Consider the following 15,949-nt stretch of genomic DNA (forward strand, 5'->3'; position numbering starts at 1 on the left):
CTGCCCCTCGTTCAGGGCGATCGGACACTTTTTGGCGCAATTCGGCGGCTGCGTTTCGGGCGGGTTTCCGGCGGGGGAACATCCGGTCACGGTGAGGTGAATTTTCGGGGCTCAGAGCGCCTCGGCGGCGCAGCAGACTGGAGGGGCTCAGAGGATGACGCTGCCCACCACCAACGTCCCGATGACCACGATCACACCGATCAGCAGCCCCGTCGCGCGGCCGATCCGTCGGCGGCTGACGGTTCCCTTGCGCCAGGAGGATCGGGACACCCGGTCCAGGTTCGGGAACAGCGCCTGGAACGGTGGCTCGCCGGGCTGGAGGAGCTCAGGCACCGTGGGTTCCTCGGTCGGACGGTCATCATCCTTGATGGGGGTCATGGCCGCAGCTTAGTGCCGGCGCCGGTTCCGGCCGCCTGGTGCGGGCGGCCGGGCGGGCGCGGGGGCATCAGCCGGCGGCGCGGGCGGCGAGCAGGGCCACCTCGTCGGCGTCGGACAGTCCCGCCCGGCGCGGGCCCTGCGGCACCCTGAGGCGCTCCCAGCGCAGCGTGTCAGCGAGGGTCTCGGCGAGCGGGCGAGTGACCAGTCCGGCGGCGCGGGCGGCACCGCTGTCTCGGGCATTGAACCCGGCGTAGTCCGGCAGGGGCAACCACAGCGGCAGGGACCGTGGCCCCGACCACGGCCCGACCTCGTGATCCAGTAGCCATCGGGCATCCGCGCCCACGACCGGGCCGGTGTGTCCGGCCACGCTCCTCGCCACGGCCAGGTGTTCGGCCAGCGCCACGGTCTCCCCCGTCGCGTTGAACACCCCGGCTGTGCGGTCCTCGGCGGCGTCGACGATCCATTCCGCCAGGTCGCGCACGTCGATCACCTGAACCAGCAGCCCCGGAACGTCGGGCACGAGCACACTCCCGTCGGCACCGGCGGGCTCCCTGAACCGCAGTGGCCAGTACCCGCTGCGGTCGGAGACGTCGCCGGGTCCGCCGATCAGACCCGACCGCACGATGAGCGACCTGTCGGCGCCGAACCCCGCAAGGAGCCGGTCCTCGCAGGCGACCTTCGCCTCGCCGTAGGTCTCCATCGACTCCATCACGTCACCGCTCTGCGCACCGACACGCTCAGCGCTCTCGTCCTGGCCCGGCACGGCGGTGTCGGCGTAGACGTTTCCCGACGATACGAAGGTGTACGCGGCGGCCCGGTCGCCCAGCGCCGCCACGGCCGAGGCGACCTGCCCGGGCTGCCGCGACACATCCACGACCACATCCCAGTCTTCGGCCGCCACCTCCGCGTACGCCCCGGCCTGGTCGCGGTCGCCCCGCACGAAGCGGATGCCGGCCGGGGCGTTCCCGGATTCGCCCCTGGCCAGGCAGGTGACCTTGTGACCGTGGTGCATCGCGGCCGTCGCGATGGTGCTGCCGAGCCAGGCCGTTCCGCCGAGAATGAGGAATCGCATGCGGCCAGCTAACCCAACCAGCGCTCCCCCCGGCAAGAGAGTTTCGCTCTGGGCACAGCGGAACGACGAGCGACCGCCGGCGGGAGCCTAGTCGGTGTCGCGGCCGGGCTCGGCCGCGGCGACCGACTCCGGTTCGGCACCGCTCTCGGCCGGGGCATCCGCCGGGGCGGCGTCTGGCAGGCCGGCCGGGCCGTGTTCGAGCAGCAGCCGGAACTGGTCGGCGTCGATGATGCGCACGCCCAGGGCTTCGGCCTTGGCCAGTTTGGAGCCGGCGCCGGGGCCGGCGGCCACGTAGTCGGTCTTCTTCGACACGCTGGAGGCGTTCTTGCCGCCGGCGGCGATGATCGCCTCCGACGCGCCCTCGCGGGTGAAGCCCTCCAGCGAGCCCGTCGCCACGACGGTCAGCCCGGTGAGCACTCCACCGGCCGCCGCAGCGGCACCGGGGCCCGGGTGCCCCGGCGTGGCGAACTGCACCCCGGCCGCTGCCCATCGCTCCACGATGTCGCGGTGCCAGTCCACCTCGAACCAGTCGATCACGGCGTCGGCGATGATGCCGCCCACTCCGTCGACCTCGGCCAGCTCGTCGCGCGACGCCGAACGGATGGCGTCGAGAGAGCCGAAGTGGTTCGCCAGGGCCCGTGCGGCCACCGGCCCGACGTGACGGATGTTGAGTGAGACCAGGATGCGCCAGAGCGGCTTGGTCTTGGCCAGTTCGATCTCGGCGATGAGCTTCACGGCGTTGGACGACGGTTGCGGGCCGTCCAGACCCGCCTTCTTCTCGGCTGCGGACGGGTTCCGCCGGAACGGGGTGCGCTGACGCACGGTGCCGTCCTCGTCCTCGCGGGGCAGGCCGGTCTCGGGGTCCCGCACGACCACGCTGATCGGCAACAGATCCTCGATGGTGAGATCGAAAAGGCCGGCCTCGGTGTCCAACGGCGGCGTTTCGGGAACCGTGGGCTGGGTCAGCGCCGCCGCGGTCACCTCGCCGAGCACCTCGATGTCGAGGGCACCCCGCGAGCCGATGTGCTCGACCCGGCCGCAGACCTGGGCCGGGCAGCTCCGCGCGTTCGGGCAGCGCAGGTCGATGTCGCCGTCCTTGGCGGCCTTCAGCCCAGTGCCGCAGACCGGGCAGTCTGCTGGCATCACGAATTCGCGTTCGGTGCCGTCGCGCAGCTCCACGACCGGCCCGAGGACCTCGGGGATCACGTCGCCGGCCTTCCGCAGCACGACGGTGTCGCCGATCAGCACGCCCTTGGCCCTCACGACATCCTGGTTGTGCAGGGTGGCCTGGCGCACGACGGAACCGGCGACCCTGACGGGTTCCATCACGGCGAACGGGGTGGCCCGGCCGGTGCGGCCCACGCTCACGACGATGTCGAGCAGCTTCGTGTTCACCTGCTCCGGCGGGTACTTGTAGGCGATCGCCCAGCGCGGCGCGCGGTTGGTGGCACCGAGTTCGTCGTGCAGGGCGAGCTCGTCCACCTTGATGACGATGCCGTCGATCTCGTGTTCCACGCTGCCGCGGTGCTCGCCGAAGTACTCGATGAACGCGGATGCCTCTGCCGGCGTCGCGACGACCCTGTAGTGGGTGCTGGTGGGCAGACCCCAGCCGGCGAGCAGGTCGTACACGGCGGACTGCGACTCGGCGCCGGGCTGGGCCCACGCGCCGATGCCGTGCACGAGCATCCGCAGCCGGCCGAGCCTGGCCTTCATCAGGGCAAGCTGGTCGGCGTTCTTGCTCTCGGCCTTCTGCCGGAGCGACCCGCTGGCCGCGTTGCGGGGATTGGCGAACACCCGCTCGCCCGCGGCGCTCTGCGCGGCATTGAGCTCCCGGAACGCTTCGACGGGGAAGAAGACCTCTCCGCGTACCTCCATCAGCGGCGGATGCCCGGTGCCGCTCAGCCGGGCGGGAATTCCGGGCACCAGGGCGATATTCTCGGTGACGTCTTCGCCGACCACGCCGTCGCCGCGGGTGGCGGCGCTGACGAGCACCCCCCTCTCGTAGCGGAGGTTGATGGCCAGGCCGTCGATCTTGAGTTCGCAGAGGTAGTGCACGGCCCGGTTGGCGCTCACCTGCACCTTGGCCGCCCAGGCCTCGAACTCCTCGATGGAGAACACGTTGTCGAGGCTGAGCATTCGCTCGGCGTGCTGCACCGGGTCGAACAGGGTGGTCTCGGCGCGGCCGCCGACGGTCTGGGTGGGGCTGTCCTGGCTGGCGAGTTCGGGGAAGAGCCGTTCGAGTTCTTCGAGGCGATGGATCAGGCCGTCGTAGTCGGCGTCGGAGACGATGACCTGGTTGCGCTCGTAGTAGGCGTCGCGGGCCTCGAGGATGCGCGTGGTCAGGCTGGCGGCCTCCTCGCCGGCGGCGGCCAGCGCGGCCGCCGGTGACGCTCCCGTCGCGTCAGGCATTGATCGTCGCGGAGTCGGCGGGAACCGGGCCTGCAACGTTGTCGCTTTTGACCGGAACGGCACTGATCGTGCGGTCGATCGTGCACTGCCCGAGCACCCGGGTACCCACATAGACCACAGCGGTCTGGCCCGGCGCCACGCCGGTCAGCGGCTCGGTCGGCAGGATGCGCAGCTCGGTGTGCGCCTCGACCGGCGGCGTCGCGGAGGGGTCGGCGGGCACGCAGACGACCTGGGCCACGGCGGGCTCCGGGTCGGCGTGCGCACGGATCTGCACGTCGCAGGCGAATTCGATCTCGGGGTGCTCCGGGGGCAGTCCGGCCCAGGTGTACTGGGTGCCGGCGATCTCCTTGATCGCCAGGGCCTCCTTGGGGCCCACGACCACGGTGTTGGACACCGGGCGTACCTCGAGCACGAAGCGGGGCTTGCCGTCGGCGGCGGGGGTGCCGATCGAGAGGCCCTTGCGCTGTCCCACGGTGAACGCCACGGCGCCCTCGTGCTGCCCGAGCTTGTTGCCCTCGCGGTCCAGGATGTCGCCGGTTTCCGGGGCGACCCGCTCGCCGAGCCAACCGCGGGTGTCACCGTCGGGGATGAAGCAGATGTCGTAGGAGTCGGGCTTGTTCGCCACCGAGAATCCGCGTTCGGCGGCCTCTGCGCGCACCTCGGCCTTGGACGGCGTGTCGCCCAGAGGGAACATCGAGTGCGCGAGCTGCTCCTTGGTGAGCACGCCCAGCACGTAGGACTGGTCCTTGGCCCAGGCGCTGGCCCGGTGCAGTTCCCGGTTGCCGTCGGCATCCGTCACGATCGAGGCGTAGTGGCCGGTGCAGACGGCGTCGAACCCGAGTGCCAGGGCCTTCTCGAGGAGGGCGGCGAACTTGATCTTCTCGTTGCAGCGCATGCACGGGTTGGGGGTGCGTCCGGCGGCGTACTCGGCGATGAAGTCGTCGACGACGTCGAGCTTGAACCGCTCGGAGAAGTCCCACACGTAATACGGGATGCCGATGATGTTCGCGGCCCGTTGGGCGTCCATCGAGTCCTCGACGGTGCAGCAGCCGCGGCTGCCGGTGCGGAGCGTGCCGGGCATGCGCGACAGGGCCAGGTGCACCCCGACCACCTCGTGCCCTGCCTCGACCGCGCGGGCTGCGGCCACGGCGGAATCCACCCCACCGCTCATTGCTGCCAGAATCTTCACTGGTTAAGTGTACGCACGCGGCGCCGAGTCGGCCATTCCCGCGCCGATCGCCTGCGCCCAGGCCACCGGCAGCGCCGTCAGCAAGGCGGCGACGTCGGCCTGGGTCGAGGTGCGGCCCAGCGTGATCCGCAGGGCGCTGCGGGCCTCGGCCTCGCTACGGCCCATGGCACGCAGCACGTGCGATGGCTCCGGGATGCCGGCCTGGCAGGCGGATCCCGTGGAGACCGACACCCCGGCGACGTCGAGCAGGAACAGGAGCGAGTCGCCTTCGCAGCCGGGGAAGGTGAAGTGGGCGTTGCCGGGCAGACGCCCGGCTGTGCCCGAATCTGCGGAGTCGGGGTCGCCGTTGTAGACGGCGGAGGGCACCGCGGCGCGAACGCCGGCGATCACACTGTCGCGCAGCACTCGCAGGCGCCGGTTCTCGGCGTCGAGGTCGGCGGTCATGGCTGTCGCCGCGACCGCGAACGACACCGCCGCCGCCACGTCCTGGGTGCCGCTGCGTACCTGGCGCTGTTGGCCGCCGCCGTGGATCAGCGGCACCACGGTGATCGTGCGGGACAGCACCAGGGCGCCGATGCCGACGGGGCCGCCGATCTTGTGCGCCGAGACGCTCAGCGCCGACACTCCGGTGGCGTGCAGGGCAGCGAAGTCGATGGGCACGTGACCGTAGGCGGAGATGGCGTCCACGTGCACCGGGATGCCGTGTGCCGCGGCGAGCGCCGCGACGTCTTCGACGGGCTGCAGGGTGCCCACCTCGTTGTTGGCGGCCAGCAGGGTCACCAGGGCCACATCCTCGGGGTCCTCAGCGATGGCCGCGGCGAGGGCGGCGAGGTCGATGCGGCCCAGCGTGTCCAGCGGGATCCACTGGACCGTCGCACCCTCCTGCTGGGCGAGCCATTCCACGGTGTCGACGGTGGCGTGGTGCTCTCCGCCGGGCACGAGGATCCGGGTGCGGGGCGCCCGGGCCCAGTACAGGCCCTTGATGGCCAGGTTCACCGATTCGGTGCCGCTGCCGGTGAAGACGATCTCGATGGGGTCGGAGTGCACGCTCGCGGCGACCCGTTCGCGGGCCTCCTCGAGCATCCGTTTGGCGTTCTGGCCCTGGCTGTGGATGGACGCCGGATTGCCGACGACAGCCATCGCCTCCGCGTACGCGGTGATGGCGGCCGGCAGCATCGGTGCCGTCGCGGCGTGGTCGAGATACGCGTGGTCAAAATGCACCGACATGTGCTCGCCTCCTGGCTGGCTCGGGTCCCGTGGTGGGCCGGTGCGGGCTGGTCTTTATACACCGTCCGCACTGATTACTCTAGATCTCATGACTTCAGCAGACACCCTCCGCAATCTGGGCGTCCGCGCTACGAGCAATGGCGGGGAACTCCGCGTCTGGTCCGAACACGCCGAGGCCATCGAACTGTGCATCTTCGACCACACCGACCCCAACTGGATCGTGCGCACCGTACCCATGGTGCGCGACGCCCACAACGTCTGGGTCGGCCGTAGCCGCACCCTCACCGCGGGCCGCCGCTACGGCATCCGGGTCTCCGGTCCAGCCGGTCCCACGCACTCGTTCCACCCCGAGAAGACCCTGATCGACCCGTACGCCCGGGGTCTGGCCCGGGTGGGACCCGACCAATGGCAGTCCACCATGGTCGACGACGCCTTCGACTGGGCCGGAGCCGTCAAGCCCAACACGCCGATGGATCACACCGTGGTCTACGAGGCGCACGTCCGGGGCCTGAGCAAGCTCAGCCCGGCCATGCCCGTTGAACTCCGCGGCACCTACGCCGGACTGGCACACGAGAGCACCATCGCGTACCTCAAGAACCTCGGGGTGACCGCCGTTGAACTGCTGCCGGTGCAGTCGTTCGTCTCCGAACAGCGCCTGATCAAGCAGGGCCTGTCGAACTACTGGGGCTACAACACCCTCAACTTCTTCACCCCGCACGCCGACTACGCCACGCAGGCCTCCCAGTCCGAGGGGCCGGAGGCGGTGCTGCGCGAGTTCAAGGGCATGGTCAAACTGCTGCACGAGGCCGGCCTCGAGGTCATCCTCGACGTCGTGTACAACCACACCGCCGAGGAGGGCCCGGCCGGACCGGTCACGAGCCTGCGGGGCATCGACAACGCCACCTACTACCGGCAGAACGCCAAGGGTCATTACATCGACGTCACCGGCTGCGGCAACACGGTCAACTTCGGCCACGACGTGCCGATGCGACTGGTGCTGGACTCTCTGCGGTACTGGGCCAACGAGGTGCAGATCGACGGGTTCAGGTTCGACCTGGCCGCGACCCTCGCACGCGACGAGAACGTGCACTACACGCCGGACCACCCTCTGCTCACCGCCATCCGCGACGACCCGGAACTGGCCGGGGTGAAGCTCATCGCGGAACCGTGGGACGTGGGCATGGGCGGCTGGCAGACCGGCAACTTCCCGACCGGCTGGTCGGAGTGGAACGACCGGTACCGCGACCGGATGCGGTCCTTCTGGCTCACCGACGTCGCCGCCGTGCGCAACCACTCGACCTCAGACAGCGGCATCGGCCGGTTCGCCTCCCGTCTGGCCGGGTCGGCCAACACCTTCTCGCTGGAGCGCGGCCCGGTCGCCTCGCTGAACTTCATCACCGCCCACGACGGTTTCACCATGGCGGACCTCACCGCGTACAACGTGAAGCACAACGTCGGCAACGGTGAGGCGAACAGGGACGGCACCGACGGGAACAACTCGTTCAACCACGGTGTCGAGGGGCCCACTCGCGATGTCACGGTGTTGCGTACCCGTCGGCGGGCGATGCGCAACCTGCTCGGCACCCTGTTGCTCTCCGCGGGTGTGCCGATGCTCACCGCCGGGGACGAGTTCGGTCGCAGCCAACGCGGAAACAACAACGCCTACTGCCACGACAGCGAGCTCACCTGGCTGGACTGGAACTTCGACGACTGGCAGCAGGACCTGCACCGGATCACCCGGCAGTTGCTTGCCCTGCGCCGGGAGAACCCGGCCCTGCGCCCCGTGAGGTTCGGCCGGCCGGGCCAGACCACCCCCAGCGCCAGCCAGATGGACTGGTACAACGCCGCCGGAGCCTCGATGTCGGAGGCCGATTGGAACTCCCCCCAGGAACGCACCCTGCAGTATCTCGCGGCCAGCACCCCCGAGCACGAGGCGTTCAACCGCATCCTCCTGATCGTTCACGGCCTGGAGTCGCCCACCGAGGTGACCCTGCCCATCCACTCCGGGGTCTCCAGCTACACGGTGCTCTGGGACTCCAGTCACGACGACATCCGCGAGGTGCAGAGTTCGCACATGCCGGGCGCCCGCCTCACCATGGGGGGTACCTCGATGCTGCTGTTGCGGGCCGAGGAAGCCCGGGCATGACCAAGCCGGATGCCGGCGGCACACCCGCCACTGTGGCGCTGCTGCACGCCGGCATCCGGTTCACCGCCCACCACTACCCGCATGATGCGGCGGTGGCCGGCTACGGCCTCGAGGCGGCGGACAAGCTCGGGCTGGATCCCGACCAGGTGTTCAAGACCCTCTTGGCGGACGCCGACGGTGCCCTCGTCGTGGCGATCGTGCCCGTCTCCGGTCAGCTGGACCTCAAGGCCCTCGCCGCGGCGGTCGGCGCGAAGAAAGCCGTCATGGCCGACCCCAAGGTGGCCGAGCGCAAAACGGGCTACGTCGTGGGCGGCATCAGCCCGATCGGACAGAAGACCCGGCTGACGACGGTGCTCGACGAGACGGCCGAGCTCTTCGACTCGGTCTTCGTCTCCGGCGGCCGCCGCGGCTTCGACCTCGAGGTCTCCCCCGCCGACCTCGTCTCCGTCACCGCCGCCGTCGTGGCCGCGATCGGCCGGGACCGCTGACGACGCCGGCCCGCGGGCGAGGTCAGCCGGCGACGGCCACCAGCCCCATCTCGGCCGCGCTGATCAGCAGGTCGTTCCGCGGCACGACCCTGACGGTGTAGCCGAAGCCGCCGGACCTGTCGAGTTCGACGGTTCCGGTGAACAGGGTGGGCGCGCCGGGCGTCACGGTTTCGGTCGCGTCCTGCCCCAGCACGTCGTTGATCGGCTCGAGGGCCTGGGTGCTGACGTCGGTGAGGTCGTCACCGCCGGTGCTCCTGCCGTAGACGACCTGCACCGTCACGTCCTCGGGTGCGAGGCCGTTCAACTGCACGTGCGCGCGCAGGCGCAGTTCATCGCCCACCTGCGGCACCGGGGCGACGCCACCGGACTCCACGTGCTCGACGGCCACGCCGGGCCAGGCTCCCCCGATGCGGGCCTTCCATTCCGCGAGTTCGCGGGCCGCCCGGAAGTTGTTGGCCGAGAGCCGCGCCTCGGAGACACCGGCGGGGCGGTAGAGCTTCTCCACGTATTCGCGCACCATCCGGCCGGCGTTCAACTCGGGCGAGAGCCCGGCCAGGGTCTGGCGGATGTTGGCGACCCAGCGTTCGGGCACGCCATCGGCGTTGCGCTCGTAGAACGGCGGCGCCACCTGGTGTTCGATGAGCTCGTACAGGGCGTCGGCCTCGAGGCGGTCGCGCTCGGCGGAGTTGGTGCTCGCGTCGGCAGAGGGAATGGCCCAGCCGTTCTGACCGTCGAAGTACTCCGGCCACCAGCCGTCGAGGATGGACAGGTTGAGGGCGCCGTTCAGGGCCGCCTTCATGCCGGAGGTGCCGCAGGCCTCGAGCGGGCGCAGCGGATTGTTCAGCCACACGTCGGTGCCCGGGTACATCAGCTGAGCCATACCGATGTTGTAGTCGGGCAGGAACGCGATGCGGGTGCGCAGCTCAGGATCGGCGGCAAACTGCACGATCCGCTGGATCAGCCGCTTGCCCTCCTCGTCGGCGGGGTGCGACTTGCCGGCGATGACGATCTGCACGGGGTGCTCGGGGTGCAGCAGCAGGGCGCGCAGCCGCTCGGGATCGTGCAGCATCAGGGTGAGCCGCTTGTAGGTGGGCACCCGACGGGCGAAGCCGATGGTGAGCACGTTGGGGTCGAAGACCTGGTTGATCCACGCCGGCACCAGACCGCCGGGGTTCTGCACCAGCCAGGCCGCGCCGATGCGGCGACGGGCGTCCTCGACGAACTGGCGGCGCATATCGCCGCGCACCTCCCAGAGGTCCTGGTCGCTCACCGCGGGCGATGCCCAGTCGGCCGTGGAGGTGTCGGTGGTACCGAGCCGATTCGCGGCGAGGGCCTTCAGCGCCGGGTCCGTCCAGGTGGGGGCGTGCACCCCGTTGGTGATCGAGGTGATCGGCACCTCGCTGGCGTCGAAGCCCGGCCAGAGGCCGCTGAACATGCGCCGGCTCACCTCGCCGTGCAGCTTCGAGACGCCGTTGGCGTGCTGTCCGAGCCGCAGGCCCATGATGGCCATGTTGAAGACATCCGGCGACCCGCCCGGGTAGCTCTCGGCGCCCAGACCCAGCAGGTCGTCCACGGCCACACCGGGCAGCAGGTCGGTCTCGAAGTAGCGGCGCACGAGGGAGGTTTCGAACCTGTCGATTCCGGCAGCCACCGGGGTGTGCGTGGTGAAAACGGTGCCGGCACGGGCTACCTGTAACGCCTCGGCGAAGCTCAGACCCTCACCGATGAGGCTGGAGATGCGTTCCAAGCCGAGGAATCCGGCGTGTCCCTCGTTGGTGTGGAACACCTCGGGCTCGTCGCGGCCGTTGAGGTGGCTCCACAGGCGCACGGCACGGGCCCCGCCGATGCCGAGCAGCAGTTCCTGCAGCAGCCGGTGTTCGCCGCCGCCGCCATAGAGCCTGTCGGTCACCTGGCGCAGTTCGTCGGTGTTCTCCGGGATATCGGTGTCCAGCATCAGCAGCCGGATGCGGCCGACCCTGGCCTCCCACACGCGAGCGTGCAGGGTTCGGTCGTCCGGCAGGGCGAGGGACACCTGCACCGGCGAACCGTCCGCCCGGCGCAGCACCGACAGGGGCAGACCGTCGGGGTCCAGCAGCGGGTAGCTCTCCAGCTGCCAACCGTCGCTCGAGATCGCCTGGCTGAAGTAGCCGGCCTTGTAGAACAGGCCAACGCCGACGAGTGGAACACCGAGGTCCGAGGCGCTCTTGAGGTGGTCCCCGGCCAGGATACCCAGGCCGCCGGAGTACTGCGGCAGCGCCGCCGCGATGCCGAACTCGGGCGAGAAGTACGCGATCGACGCCGGCTTCGCCCCCTCGAGGCCCTGATACCAGCGCGGTTCGTTGAGGTAGGCGCGCAGGTCGTCGCGCACCAGGTTGACGCCGGCGACGTAGTCGTGGTCCAGGGCGAGTTCCGCCAGCCGGGCCGGGTCGACGGCGCCGAGCAGGGCGACGGGGTCGGTGCCGATGCTGCGCCACAGCTCCGGGGCGATGTGCTCGAAGAGCTGCCGGGTGGGCTCGTGCCAGGACCAGCGCAAGTTGCCGGCCAGCTCATCGAGCGCGGCAAGCGACTCTGGCAGGACTGCACGGACGGTAAATTTACGGATCGCCTTCACGAACCTTACTTTAGGGGCGCAACGTGTCCACCGGGTAACAGGTGTGCGCGCGTGTGACCACCGATTCGGCCCCCGTTCGCGCTACGGTCGTCTTGTGGCTAAGACACCAAAACGAACCGGTACCGCCCTCTCAACTCCGAGCATCGCGGATGTTCCGACCAAAGTCGGTCGAATCCCCGTCCTCGACCTGTCCCCGCAGCTGAACGACAATCTCTGGCCGGCGAAGGCTTTCGCCGGCGAGGTCGTGCCGTTCGGTGCGACCGCCTTCAGGGAAGGGCATGACGCCATCGGCGTGATGCTGCATCTCACGGCGCCGGACGGCACCCAGACCCAGCATCCGATGCGCCCCGGCGCCCCGGGCACCGACAGGTACGAGGCCCAGGTGCGCCTGGACCTGCAGGGCTCGTACACCTACAGGGTGCGTGCCTACGCGGATGACTTCACCACCTGGGTGCACAACGCCGCCATCAAGATCCCCGCCGGCATCGACGTCGAGCTGATGTTCCTGATCGGTTCGACACTGCTGGCCTCCGCCGGCAAGGACCTCAAGCGTCCCACCGTGGAACGTCGGCTGTTCGCCGCCGCCGCCAAGACCCTGGCCAATACGAAGCTCCCCCTCGCGGTCCGGCTGGCCGTCGTCACCGATCCGGCCCTGGCCGCGGCAGCAGTCGTGCGCCCCCTCGCCAGTCTCGACTCGTTCTCCGCCGAGCGCACCGTGCGGGTCGAACGCACCCGCGCCGGCGTCGGCTCCTGGTACGAGTTCTTCCCCCGCTCGGAGGGCGCCGTGCGGCGAGAAGACGGCAGCTGGCAGAGCGGAACCTTCCGCACCGCGGCCGCCCGCCTGCCCGGCGTCGCCGCGATGGGCTTCGACGTGTTGTACCTGCCGCCGATCCACCCGATCGGCCGGTCCTTCCGCAAGGGCCCGAACAACACCCTCGACGCCGGCGAGAACGACCCGGGTTCGCCGTGGGCGATCGGCTCGGCTGCCGGGGGACACGACGCCATCCACCCGGAGCTCGGCACCATTGACGACTTCAGCTTCTTCCTCGACGCCGCCCGCACGGAGGGCATCGAGGTCGCCATCGACCTGGCCCTGCAGGCCTCGCCGGACCACCCCTGGGTCACCGAGCACCCGGAGTGGTTCACCACGCTGCCGGACGGCACCATCGCCTACGCCGAGAACCCGCCGAAGAAGTACCAGGACATCTACCCGATCAACTTCGACAACGATCCCGCCGGCATCCGTGCCGAGGTGCTGCGCTTGGTGCGCTACTGGGTCGGCGTTGGCGTGAACATCTTCAGGGTCGACAATCCGCACACCAAGCCGTTGGACTTCTGGGAGTGGCTGATCGGCACCATCAACCGGGAATCGCCCGACGTGGTGTTCCTGGCCGAGGCGTTCACCCGTCCGGCGCTGCTGCAGGGCCTGGCCAAGGTCGGTTTCCAGCAGTCGTACACCTACTTCACCTGGCGCAACACCAAGGACGAGCTCGAGGAGTTCTTCGACGACTTGGCCCACGACACCGCGGACTTCCTGCGCCCGAACCTGTTCGTGAACACTCCCGATATCCTCTCCGAGTACCTCCAGTTCGGCGGACCGGCGGCGTTCAAGATCCGTGCGGCCCTGGCCGCGACGGCGGCGCCCACCTGGGGCCTGTACGCGGGCTTCGAACTGTACGAGAGCGTCGCCCGTCCCGGTGCCGAAGAGAACATCGACAACGAGAAGTACGAGCTTCGGCCCCGCGACTTCGCGAAGGCTGAAGCGCTCGGCAGGTCGCTGGCGCCGTTCCTGGCCCAGCTGGGACGCATCCGTGCCGCCCACCCGGCACTGCGTCAGCTGCGCAACCTCGACATCCACTCCAGCGACGACGACTCGATCCTCGTCTACAGCAAGTACCTGTCCGGTGAGTTCACCGACGACGGTCGCACCGACGCGCTCATCATCGTCGCCAACGTCGACCCGCATTCGGTGCGTGAGACCGTGGTGCACCTGGATGTGACCAGGTTCGGTCTCCCCCTCGGCTCCCACTTCGAGGTCGAGGACCTCATCACCGGCGCCGTGTGGACCTGGTCCGCGGACAACTTCGTGCGCCTGGACGCCTTCACCGAACCCGTGCACATCCTGCACGTGCGGATCCCACAGGCACCGAACCAGAACGGACTGGCCGAATGAAACACGCCACCGGCCGACCCGCCGACGAACTGCCCACCTTCTCAGCGCACATCCTCGAGACGGTCTCGGTCGGCTCGTACTACAACCCGCACGAGGTGCTCGGCCAGCACCTGCTGGACCTGCCGAACATCACCGACCCGATCACGGTCATCCGGGTCCTGCGTCCCCTGGCCATCGAGGTCGTCGCGGTGCTGTCCACCGGCGCCCGCGTCGAACTGTCCCATCTGGGCTACGGCATCTGGCAGGGTGTCAGCACCATCGGCCCGCAGGACTACGAGATCGAAGCGCACTACGAGGGCGGACCGGCCTGGATCAGCGACGATCCCTACCGTTACCGGCCCACGCTCGGCGAGCTCGACCTGCACCTGATCGGCGAGGGCCGGCACGAACGTCTCTGGGACGTACTGGGCGCCCACGTGCGCACCTTCACCGGCGTGACCAAGCCTGTCAGCGGCACCTCGTTCTCGGTCTGGGCGCCACACGCCCGTGCCGTGCGCGTGATCGGTGACTTCAACAGCTGGTACGGCGTGCTGCACTCGATGCGCAACATGGGCAGCACCGGCGTCTGGGAACTCTTCGTGCCCGGCCTGACCGCTGGCTCCAACTACAAGTTCGAGATCCTCACCCAGGCCGGCGAGTGGGTGCAGAAGGCCGACCCGATGGCCCGTTACACCGAGGTGCCGCCGCTGACCGCGTCGGTGGTGGGCGAGACCGCCTACACCTGGCAGGATGCCGCCTGGCTGGCCGAACGCAGCGCCACCGACCCGCACAACCGGGCCATGAGCGTGTACGAGATGCACGTGGGCTCCTGGCGGCCCGGGCTGGGCTACCGGGCCCTGGCCGACGAGTTGATCGGCTACCTCGAAGAACTCGCGTATACGCACGTGGAGTTCATGCCGCTGTCCGAGCACCCGTTCGGGGGCTCCTGGGGCTACCAGGTCACCGGCTACTACGCTCCGACGAGCCGGTTCGGCCACCCCGACGACCTGCGCTACCTGATCGACCGGCTGCACCAGGCCGGCATCGGCGTGATCATGGACTGGGTTCCGGGACACTTCCCCAAGGATGAGTTCGCCCTGGCCCGCTTCGACGGGCAGGCCCTGTACGAGCACCCGGACCCGCGCCGCGGTGAGCAGATGGACTGGGGCACCTACGTCTTCGACTTCGGCCAGATGCAGGTGCGCAACTTCCTCGTCGCCAATGCGCTGTACTGGCTCGAGGAGTTCCACATCGACGCCCTCCGGGTGGACGCGGTCGCCTCGATGCTGTACCTGGACTACTCGCGCAAGGACGGCGAGTGGGAACCCAACAAGTTCGGCGGCCGGGAAAACCTCGAGGCGATCAGCCTGCTGCAGGAGATCACCGCGACGGCATACAAGCGCAACCCCGGCACCATCATGATCGCCGAGGAATCCACCAACTGGCCCGGTGTCACCGCGGCCACCTCCGGCGGCGGCCTGGGCTTCGGGCTGAAGTGGAACATGGGCTGGATGCACGACTCGCTCGAGTACATGAGCGAAGACCCGATGCACCGCGCATACCACCACAACGAGATCACCTTCTCGTTCGTCTATGCGTTCAGCGAGAACTTCCTGCTGCCGATCAGCCACGACGAGGTTGTGCACGGCAAGGGCTCCCTGATCGGCAAGATGCCCGGAGATCCGTGGCAGCAGCTCGCCAACGTGCGGGTCTACCTCGCATTCATGTGGGCGCACCCGGGCAAGCAGCTCCTGTTCATGGGGCAGGAGTTCGGCCAGCGGTCCGAGTGGAGTGAAGAGCGCGGACTGGACTGGTGGATGCTCGACCAGCCCGGTCACCGTGGCCTGTTCAACCTCGTCGGCCAGCTCAACCGGGTGTACCGGGACACGCCCAGCCTCTGGGAGCGTGACAACGAACCCGGCGGTTTCGAGCTGCTCGACGGCGGCGCCGCTGCGGAGAACGTGGTCAGCTTCGTGCGCTGGGACCACGACGGCACGCCGGTGGTCTGCCTGTACAACTTCTCCGGAGCCCCGCACACCGGCTACAGGGTGGGGCTGCCCCTGCCCGGCGCCTGGGAGGAGATCCTCAACACCGATGCCGAGAACTTCGGCGGCTCCGGGGTCGGCAACCTCGGTGAGGTGACCGCGTTCGCCGAGCCGTGGGCCGGCCGGCCGGCATCCGCCACCCTCACCCTGCCGCCGCTCGGCGCCCTCTGGCTGCGCCTGCGCCGCTGACATCGCTCAGGCCACGCGAAAGCGCCCGCCTGGTCGCCTCAGT

General features: G+C 69.4%; 10 protein-coding genes. 4 read left to right on the top strand and 6 right to left on the bottom strand.

The annotated features are described in order from the left end of the window. Positions 1-147 precede the first annotated feature (147 nt). The 5 genes from B7495_RS10035 to B7495_RS10055 form a co-directional block, all read right to left on the bottom strand. Positions 148-378, bottom strand: coding sequence for a hypothetical protein (locus B7495_RS10035; RefSeq protein ID WP_088456440.1), 231 nt, complete (start codon positions 376-378; stop codon positions 148-150). Between the two features lie 67 nt (positions 379-445). Beyond that, positions 446-1,450 (bottom strand): NAD-dependent epimerase/dehydratase family protein, encoded by a 1,005-nt coding sequence (locus tag B7495_RS10040; RefSeq protein WP_088456441.1) that lies wholly within the window; start codon positions 1,448-1,450, stop codon positions 446-448. An 87-nt stretch (positions 1,451-1,537) separates the two neighbouring features. Then, positions 1,538-3,859, bottom strand: a complete 2,322-nt coding sequence (ligA, locus tag B7495_RS10045; RefSeq protein WP_088456442.1) for an NAD-dependent DNA ligase LigA — start codon at positions 3,857-3,859, stop codon at positions 1,538-1,540. After that, the gene (gene mnmA / locus B7495_RS10050; protein ID WP_205748664.1) at positions 3,852-5,048 is read right to left on the bottom strand and encodes a tRNA 2-thiouridine(34) synthase MnmA; all 1,197 of its coding nucleotides are present in this window, start codon (positions 5,046-5,048) and stop codon (positions 3,852-3,854) included. Before mnmA ends, ligA begins: the two co-directional genes overlap by 8 nt. 3 nt (positions 5,049-5,051) lie before the next feature. Further along, complete coding sequence (locus tag B7495_RS10055; RefSeq protein ID WP_088456444.1) at positions 5,052-6,275, bottom strand: cysteine desulfurase family protein; 1,224 nt, start codon at positions 6,273-6,275, stop codon at positions 5,052-5,054. A gap of 88 nt (positions 6,276-6,363) precedes the next feature. On the opposite strand from B7495_RS10055, the gene glgX reads away from it, so the two are divergent. Further along, on the top strand, positions 6,364-8,421 hold the full coding sequence (gene glgX, locus B7495_RS10060) for a glycogen debranching protein GlgX (protein WP_088456445.1): 2,058 nt from the start codon (positions 6,364-6,366) through the stop codon (positions 8,419-8,421). Further along, positions 8,418-8,909: a Cys-tRNA(Pro) deacylase gene (gene ybaK, locus B7495_RS10065; RefSeq protein ID WP_088456446.1), complete on the top strand. Its 492-nt coding sequence runs from the start codon at positions 8,418-8,420 to the stop codon at positions 8,907-8,909. Before glgX ends, ybaK begins: the two co-directional genes overlap by 4 nt. A gap of 22 nt (positions 8,910-8,931) precedes the next feature. Here ybaK and glgP read toward each other — a convergent pair whose 3' ends face one another. Then, positions 8,932-11,520 carry an alpha-glucan family phosphorylase gene (glgP, locus tag B7495_RS10070; protein WP_088456447.1) on the bottom strand — a complete coding sequence of 863 codons (2,589 nt, stop codon included), beginning with the start codon at positions 11,518-11,520 and terminating at the stop codon, positions 8,932-8,934. Positions 11,521-11,719: 199 nt separating this feature from the next. Here glgP and B7495_RS10075 point away from each other — a divergent pair, with 199 nt between their 5' ends. Together B7495_RS10075 and glgB are read left to right on the top strand one after the other, a co-directional pair. Next, a complete protein-coding gene (locus B7495_RS10075) occupies positions 11,720-13,693 on the top strand; it encodes a maltotransferase domain-containing protein (RefSeq protein ID WP_240632498.1) in 1,974 nt (657 codons plus the stop codon). Further along, complete coding sequence (gene glgB, locus B7495_RS10080; RefSeq protein WP_088456448.1) at positions 13,690-15,906, top strand: 1,4-alpha-glucan branching protein GlgB; 2,217 nt, start codon at positions 13,690-13,692, stop codon at positions 15,904-15,906. Before B7495_RS10075 ends, glgB begins: the two co-directional genes overlap by 4 nt. Positions 15,907-15,949: the final 43 nt, after the last annotated feature.

The organism is Cryobacterium sp. LW097, from assembly GCF_002205495.2.
In the GTDB taxonomy this organism is placed as follows: Bacteria; Actinomycetota; Actinomycetes; order Actinomycetales; family Microbacteriaceae; genus Cryobacterium; species Cryobacterium zongtaii.